The sequence below is a fragment of the Psychrobacter sp. genome (assembly GCF_035469765.1).
Classification (GTDB): Bacteria; Pseudomonadota; Gammaproteobacteria; order Pseudomonadales; family Moraxellaceae; genus Psychrobacter.
Genome location: NZ_DATIRM010000370.1, coordinates 1 through 7,720, shown reverse-complemented (window position 1 = coordinate 7,720; position 7,720 = coordinate 1). Strand labels below are relative to the sequence as shown.

6 protein-coding genes are annotated in these 7,720 nt (G+C 41.0%); 4 read left to right on the top strand and 2 right to left on the bottom strand.

The window, feature by feature from the left end; translation table 11 throughout:
• Positions 1 to 193: 193 nt before the first annotated feature.
• Together VLN09_RS10265 and glnA are read right to left on the bottom strand one after the other, a co-directional pair.
• Positions 194 to 1,012, bottom strand: coding sequence for a DUF4124 domain-containing protein (locus tag VLN09_RS10265; RefSeq protein WP_325246208.1), 819 nt, complete (start codon positions 1,010 to 1,012; stop codon positions 194 to 196).
• A gap of 192 nt (positions 1,013 to 1,204) precedes the next feature.
• Positions 1,205 to 2,614 (bottom strand): type I glutamate--ammonia ligase, encoded by a 1,410-nt coding sequence (gene glnA, locus VLN09_RS10260; RefSeq protein ID WP_325246206.1) that lies wholly within the window; start codon positions 2,612 to 2,614, stop codon positions 1,205 to 1,207.
• 774 nt (positions 2,615 to 3,388) lie between these two features.
• On the opposite strand from glnA, the gene VLN09_RS10255 reads away from it, so the two are divergent.
• The 4 genes from VLN09_RS10255 to VLN09_RS10240 all read left to right on the top strand — a co-directional run bounded on the left by VLN09_RS10255 (position 3,389) and on the right by VLN09_RS10240 (position 7,074).
• Positions 3,389 to 4,012, top strand: coding sequence for an aminodeoxychorismate/anthranilate synthase component II (locus VLN09_RS10255; protein WP_325246204.1), 624 nt, complete (start codon positions 3,389 to 3,391; stop codon positions 4,010 to 4,012).
• A 48-nt stretch (positions 4,013 to 4,060) separates the two neighbouring features.
• Complete coding sequence (trpD, locus tag VLN09_RS10250) at positions 4,061 to 5,197, top strand: anthranilate phosphoribosyltransferase (protein ID WP_325246203.1); 1,137 nt, start codon at positions 4,061 to 4,063, stop codon at positions 5,195 to 5,197.
• A gap of 128 nt (positions 5,198 to 5,325) precedes the next feature.
• On the top strand, positions 5,326 to 6,213 hold the full coding sequence (gene trpC, locus VLN09_RS10245) for an indole-3-glycerol phosphate synthase TrpC (protein WP_325246202.1): 888 nt from the start codon (positions 5,326 to 5,328) through the stop codon (positions 6,211 to 6,213).
• 129 nt (positions 6,214 to 6,342) lie between these two features.
• Positions 6,343 to 7,074 (top strand): Smr/MutS family protein, encoded by a 732-nt coding sequence (locus VLN09_RS10240; protein ID WP_325246200.1) that lies wholly within the window; start codon positions 6,343 to 6,345, stop codon positions 7,072 to 7,074.
• Positions 7,075 to 7,720: the final 646 nt, after the last annotated feature.

Genomic DNA, 7,720 nt, shown 5'->3' with positions numbered 1-7,720 from the left:
CAGGTGATGCTAAATACTGTCTAGTTATCGTTGATAAAAACGTACTTCATCAACTGTTACTGGGAGTATAACCTTAGGTATTACGTCACTAAAATAGTCTCACAGACTGTTTTAATGACGTTCCTCATTCGAGAAGTTAGTTTACCAAGTATGGTTCTATAATTTCTTCAACATAGCTCAATTTATCAAATATTTACTTTATAGCAGGCTGTTCAAGAGTCATTGGTTTATCCGCTATTGGCTTAGTAAATGACTGCATATTGGGTTGCTTGCCATCCTGACGCAGTTTTAACAGTACTTTTTGATGCCAAGGTAGACGCTGATAAGCCAAAAGCTGCTCAGCAATTTTTTTATTATTTTGCAATGTCTGCGTATTTTGAATCACATATACAGTTCTTGAGACTTGCTTTAACGTCTGCCCTTTCGCGTTTTTGACTACAGCATTGATTACATGAGAACCCGGTAAAATATCAACGGTAGAAATCGAAGCGCTTAAACCTTGAGCTACTTCATTACCATCAAGCATAATACTCACACTATCGCCTGTTTGTAATGCAGGTTTGATTTGTAGAGTAACCACGATACTTTGCGCCGGACGACGATACGCACGCTCTTCGCTAGGCTCAATCATGGTTAATTGATAATTGACACGTGGTGCTTGAGTTGTGTTCGAGGCATTTGCCATCGCTGGCGGTGTAACATTGCTAGCAACCATTGGCTTAGCAGGTACAGTAGAATTGCTATTTACTGCAGTGCTGTTAGTAGTACTGTTGGACGTAGAGCGAGTATCTGTAATGACAGAAGTTTCACTAATTTGCTTGCCCGATTTATTTTCGTAGTTCTGCGGGCGATCAGTAAAAGTGACTTGACCCGTTTTTTCATCAATGACTTTATAAATAGGCGCAGCATTCGCTATAGGCGTGTAGAGACTGGCTATGCTAATCACAGAACCTGTCAGCAGGCTTAGCGTCAGATTTTTATTTAAAGAACTGCTTTTTGATAATGGAGTCATAGTCAGTCAGCCTAATAGATACTTATTATTAATATATAGATGAACCTATTATGCGTTACTTTTCATATTAAAGCAGTATCGTCTGCACAGAAATTTTGTCAGCTCAATCAACATAAGTATTCAAGCGCAAAAAAACCAGCTAAGACTTACTTAACTGGTTTTTTATTGAAATTTTAAATGTCTAACAGCAAATTAACAGCTGTAATACAAGTCAAATTCAACTGGATGTACCGTGATATTAACGCGCTGTGCTTCTTCTTGTTTGAGTGCAATATAAGCTTCTAACATCTCTTTGGTGAATACATCGCCTTTTAATAAGAACTCATGATCATCTTTTAACGCTTGTAGTGCCACTTCTAAATTTTCAGCAACTGTTGGAATCGATGCTTCTTCTTCTGGCGGCAAATCATACAAGTTTTTGTCAGCGGCTTCACCTGGATGCATTTTGTTTTGAATACCGTCAAGACCTGCCATCAACAGTGCTGCAAACGCTAAATATGGGTTAGCTGCTGGATCAGGGAATCTCGCTTCAACACGCACCGCTTTTGGGCTGCTGACATGTGGAATACGGATAGATGCTGAGCGGTTAGATGCTGAGTAAGCAAGCTTAATAGGCGCTTCATAATGAGGCACTAGACGCTTGTAGCTGTTGGTCGATGGATTGGTAATTGCATTAAGTGCACGAGCGTGTTTAATGATACCACCAACAAAATATAGTGCCGTTTCAGACAAGCCCGCATATTCATCGCCAGAGAAAGTATTGACGCCATCTTTTGAGATTGACATATGGACGTGCATACCAGAACCATTATCACCGACGATAGGCTTTGGCATAAAGGTTGCTGTTTTTCCAAACTGATGAGCAACGTTATGTACGGCATATTTGAGTTTTTGCACTTCATCTGCTTTGCGTACAAGCGTGTTAAAAGCAACGCCAATCTCTAACTGACAAGGCGCAACTTCATGGTGATGGACTTCGATACAGCCTTCACCAATCATATCTTCGATACGATCGCACATGACGGTACGCATATCTTGTGCGCTATCAACAGGTGGCACTGGTACATAACCGCCTTTGACACGTGGGCGATGACCCATGTTGCCCCACTCGTAGTCTTTGTTAGTTGACCAAGCAGCTTCTTCAGCGACGATTTCATGACTGACACCAGACATGCCCACAGACCATTTTACTTCATCAAACACAAAGAATTCAGGCTCAGGACCAAAATAGGCAGTGTCACCAATACCGGTAGATTTTAAATACTCTTCAGCACGGCGCGCAATAGAACGTGGATCACGGTCATAACCTTGTAGGGTTGATGGCTCAATGATGTCACAAGTCACAACAACCGTAACCGCATCAAAGAATGGGTCAATAAACGCCGTCTCAGGATCAGGACGCAAAATCATGTCTGAGGCTTCAATCCCTTTCCAACCAGCAATCGATGAGCCATCGAACATTTTGCCATCTTCCATCGATTCTTCATCAACGCTATGAGCTGGAAAGCTCATATGATGCTCTTTACCGCGGGTATCAGTGAAGCGAAAATCAACCCATTTGGCGTTGGATGATTTGATCAGATCAAGTAGTTTATTTGACATAAATAGTTTCCCTTGTGATTATCATAGTGCTGAAATTATGGTAGTGACTTTGTAGTATTGAATAGCACTGAGGTTGAAGATGACGATTTTTACTCGTTATTCATACTAATAGTCAGTATCCGTCTTTATTATTAATGACACATTTTTATCAATTAGACAAATGCAATTGCTATTCTAACAATATCTCGCTAACAATGTTGCACTCTTCAGACGCTGATTGATAAATAATCTGTGCTGCAAGGCAATACAGGATACTTGTGCGCTAGAAGGATGCAACAGCCATGCCAACCTAGTTAATATTAATATTTTAGGTCATCAAATATTGTATTTATTACCAATAAATACAATAGGTTAAAAAATTAGTCTTCTTTTCCAGAAAAGCCAACGTCTTAAATTTGCTTCTAGTAATACATCGTGTTGATTCAAAATTATAATAATAGCACTATTAAGGTGCATTACTAATAATATATTCAGTGCATATGCACCGTAATAGCACATTATAAATTATTTTTGAAAATATACTTTCTTTAAGCAGTGGTAATGATGCCAGTTTGCCTTTCCATTGACGATTAAACATACTTTTATCTATCGACATTCAACGTATAGAATCATCACATTTGATAGACGACAAAATAATGTTAAGATAACGACGTTATAAAACCTTTAATCTTAAGTGACTGACAAAAGCCACCTGCAAAAACCGCCATACAAGTTTATTAATCAACACTAATTAATTAATACTAAAAGCAAGCATCTTAATAAGTTGAAGCCTTCATGATTCTGATGATCGATAACTACGACAGCTTTACGTACAATATTGTACAGTACTTCGGTGAATTGCAGCAGGACATCACCGTCTGTCGTAATAATGAGATTAGCATTGAGCAAATAAAAGCGCTTGCGCCTGACGCCATCGTTATTGGTCCTGGACCTTGCACCCCTGACAGCGCTGGCGTCTCACTTGAATTGATTAGTACCTTTAAAGGAATGATACCGATATTAGGTATCTGCTTGGGTCATCAGGCTATTGGACAGGCGTTTGGCGGTAAAATAGTCAAAGCAAGCGAAGTGATGCACGGACGCTTATCCGCTATTTACCATAATGGACAGGGTGTGTTTATAGATTTACCCAATCCTACACAGTTTACCCGCTATCACTCACTGGTCATTGATAAATCAAGCTTACCAGAAGGCTTTGAGGTCACTGCTTGGACACGTAATACCGATGGCAGTATAGAAGAAATCATGGGTATTCGTCACCGCGATTTTGCCATTGAAGGGGTGCAGTTTCATCCTGAATCTATTTTAAGCGAGGCCGGCTATCAGCTGCTTAATAACTTTTTACAGGCGCATCATTTGGCTGTGATAGACACCGATAATTTGCCACAGGTGGGCTAGCCGCTAATCGTTGTGTCAACATTTAAAATAATAATAAGCGAGAATATAATGACCACTGCTCCTTTGCAGAACGTACTTTCAAACGTAACCCGTACGCCAGAAGATATTCATCAGCTGTCAGATGACAGTATCCATGAGCTACTGACCACCGCATTAGGTAGAATTTTTCAACACATTGATCTGACCTTTGACGAGATGTATCAAGTGATGCTAATCATCATGCAAGGCAGATGCAGCGATGCCATGATGGGCGCTATCTTGACCGGTCTGCGTATGAAAGGCGAATCAATTGATGAAATTACTGCCTCGGCGAGTGCCATGCGTGCATTAGCGGCCAATATCGCCCCAAAAGACTGTCGCTATATGGTCGATATTGTTGGTACAGGAGGCGATGGTGCTAACTTGTTTAACGTGTCCACAGCGGCAGCGTTGGTAGCAGCAGCAGCAGGTGCACAAGTTGCCAAACATGGTAACCGCGGGGTTTCAACCAAGTCTGGTAGCTCAGATTTGCTTGAGCAAGCCGGTATCAGTCTATCGCTGACGCCTGAGCAAGCGCAAGCCTGTATCGAAGACCAAGGTATTGGATTTTTGTTTGCGCCAAACCACCATAGCGCCATGCGTTATGCCAATCCGGTACGCCGCGAGCTAAAATCTAGAACGATTTTTAATATATTAGGTCCACTTACCAACCCTGCTGGTACGCCCAATTTAGTCATTGGTGTCTTTACCGCGCAGTTATGTGAACCTTTGGCAAAAGTGATGAAGAACCTTGGTGCGCGACATGTGATGGTCGTCGGTGCAAAAGATGGTTTGGATGAAATCAGCCTTGCAACATCGACTACAGTGGCTGAATTAAAAGATGGTGAAATCTCCGTCTACGACATGATGCCAGAAGACGCGGGCATAGAGTCACAAACCTTGATTGGCTTAGACGTGGACTCACCAGCGCAAAGCCTTGAGCTAATACGTGCCGCTTTGTCAGGCTTAGAGACACATGACCGTTCAGTGCTTAAAGCGCGCGATATGATTGCATTAAATGCAGGCGCATCGATATATACTTCAGGACTTGCCAGCAACTATCCAAACGGCGTGAGCCGTGCACAAAAAATTATCCAAAATGGTGATGCTTTAGTTAAGCTTGAGTCTTTGGCGCATTATACGCAACAGCTCGCAGCGCAAAATTAACGGCGCTTACTTTTTATGATGTTACTTTGTTTGTGATGTCGCTTTATTTGTGCTGATACTTTAAATTTACCAGTACACAGTTCACGCTATTATTACCTATTTATAGTTAATCAAATTTGGATACCGCCATGACTATTAGCACGCCATCTCACTCAGATATTCCTTCAGTATTACAGCGTATCGTTGCTACCAAACACGATGAAGTTGCTGCTGCTCGTAAGCTATTATCACTTGAAGACTTACAAGAGAAAGTTGCAGCGGATAAGCAACCTCGTCGCGGTTTTGCCAGTGCCCTGCGTGGCGCTGATATCGGTATTATTGCTGAGATAAAAAAAGCATCACCTTCTAAAGGTATTATCAATCACAACTTTGCTCCTGCCTTATTTGCTAAGCAGTATGAGCAAGCAGGTGCAAGCTGTCTGTCTGTATTGACTGATCGTGACTACTTCCAAGGTGATGATAGCTATTTGGTCCAAGCACGTGAAGCTTGTCGCCTACCGATATTACGTAAAGATTTTATGATTGATGTCTATCAAATTTATCAGTCATATCTACTTGGCGCAGATTGTATATTACTCATTATGGCGTGCCTTGATGATGCACAGGTGCAAGAGCTGCATGCGCTAAGCATCGAGCTTGGTATGGATGTGTTGATCGAAGTGCATACGGCAGAAGAGCTTGAGCGTGCCCTACAGCTGCCACATTCAGAGCACAACATCTACGGTATCAACAACCGTGATTTAAACACCTTTGATGTGGATTTGCAGACGACACTTGAGTTAAAAAACACGCTATTACGCGAACTTGCCATTGATGATGCATTTTCTGCTAATCCCAATGACAGCCTACAACGTCCGCTTATCGTGACCGAAAGTGGCATCCATAGCAGCGATGATATCTGCCTGATGTTAAGCCACAATATTCAGCACTTTTTAATCGGTGAGCAATTTATGAAAACCGATCATCCTGGACAAGCGTTACAATCCTTACTTGCGAGCGTCGCAGCACAGGCGTAAAGTAAGTGAGATAGTTTGTGCAAAGCCAGCATGACCTGAGTCATCGCATTAATTGCCTTTAGTACTCAGTCAATCGTTAGTACTTTATATTATTCCCTTTATTCACTAACCAACGATACGTTAACTATTATGTCAAACTCTCTATTTTCAAAAGAAATGCAAGACCAACTCAAAGAGCTTAAAGGTCAGTTGAGTAAAGGTCGTGATACTGTGTCACCTGATGGCGACAATGCTAAACCAACTGAGCCTGTCTCGCTATTGACTCAAAAGCAAGTTAAAAAAACCGTTAAGCAGATGGACTCTGAACATATCGATGATGATAAAGTGCTGTTTATGCAAGCAATGCATGGTGTTAATCAGCTAGAAGATAAAAACCTTCGCTCACCTGCCAATGCAGCAAAAGCCAAGAAGCCTGATGCAGCGACACTGTCTAAACGTGCAGCGGCTCAAGGCAGTGAAGCGAGCGACTTGGGCGCAGGCTTATCAGATATGCAAGCGCTATTGAATCCTGTTGCGGGCGAAGCCTACTTATCTTATAAAAACCCTACCCTACAAAACAAGATTTTTACCCAGCTAAAACAAGGTAAATTGCGTTGGTATGATGCCGTAGATATTCATGGCTGCACTATCGAAGAAGCACGTGTGGCGATAACGCAGTTGCTCAGCCAAGCCAAGCAAAACAATGAAACGTCAGTAAAAATCGTCCACGGCAAAGGCAGTGAAGCAATTCTAAAAACCTGCGTCAACGGTTGGTTGCGCCAATTACCAGAAGTATTAGCATTTTGCTCAGCCCCGCCAAAAGATGGTGGTAATGGCGCAGTATTGGTCCTGCTTAAAAAAACCAAAACTGATACCGAATAATTTTTAGTATGAATCATAAGAGGACTGCCAATAAGCAGTCCTTTTTTACAACTTAAGTTATTGTTTTTATTATTTAATTATCTGTTTTTTTGGTGGCTGTTCTGGTAGCCATTAGCTTTATTTTTTGGCTATTGATAGCCATAGCGTAAATTAATCAAACCTTAACTTTTCTTAACAGGCTCATAGCAGCTAATTAGCTAACCTTGCCTTATATGTTCGTACCTAGATTGAATTAAAGTATTACTATTAGCTCTAACTTTGCACTGCCAAAACGGACAAAACCCCTGAATAGGCATAAAAAAGGGCACTATTTTTAAATAACGCCCTATTTGATAATGGTTTGAAACTAGCATAACATTATTAATCTAATAAAATTTTGTTAAACACTTCGTTGAGCTGGTCACTACCAGTAATCGTTAGATGGTCTTCATCAAAATAAAAGGGTTTCCCATCCTTAGATGCATATTTTCAATCGGGATTGCAAAAATAGTCCACGATAGGAAATGATTTAAAATTATCTTTTTGAATTGCTCTAACAAAATTGATTTCAGGCGCATTATTAGTTAAATACTCTGATTTGGTTTTCCCATCAATTATATAGTTCTTTTTATGTATAGCATCATACATAGCCACCGGGACACTCTCT

Excerpts from the sequence above, each read along its gene's own strand:
- VLN09_RS10265 (WP_325246208.1), bottom strand. The coding sequence starts at position 1,012 with ATGACTCCATTATCAAAAAGCAGTTCTTTAAATAAAAATCTGACGCTA.
- trpD (WP_325246203.1), top strand. The coding sequence starts at position 4,061 with ATGACCACTGCTCCTTTGCAGAACGTACTTTCAAACGTAACCCGTACG.
- trpC (WP_325246202.1), top strand. The coding sequence starts at position 5,326 with ATGACTATTAGCACGCCATCTCACTCAGATATTCCTTCAGTATTACAG.
- glnA (WP_325246206.1), bottom strand. The coding sequence starts at position 2,614 with ATGTCAAATAAACTACTTGATCTGATCAAATCATCCAACGCCAAATGG.
- VLN09_RS10240 (WP_325246200.1), top strand. The coding sequence starts at position 6,343 with ATGTCAAACTCTCTATTTTCAAAAGAAATGCAAGACCAACTCAAAGAG.
- VLN09_RS10255 (WP_325246204.1), top strand. The coding sequence starts at position 3,389 with ATGATTCTGATGATCGATAACTACGACAGCTTTACGTACAATATTGTA.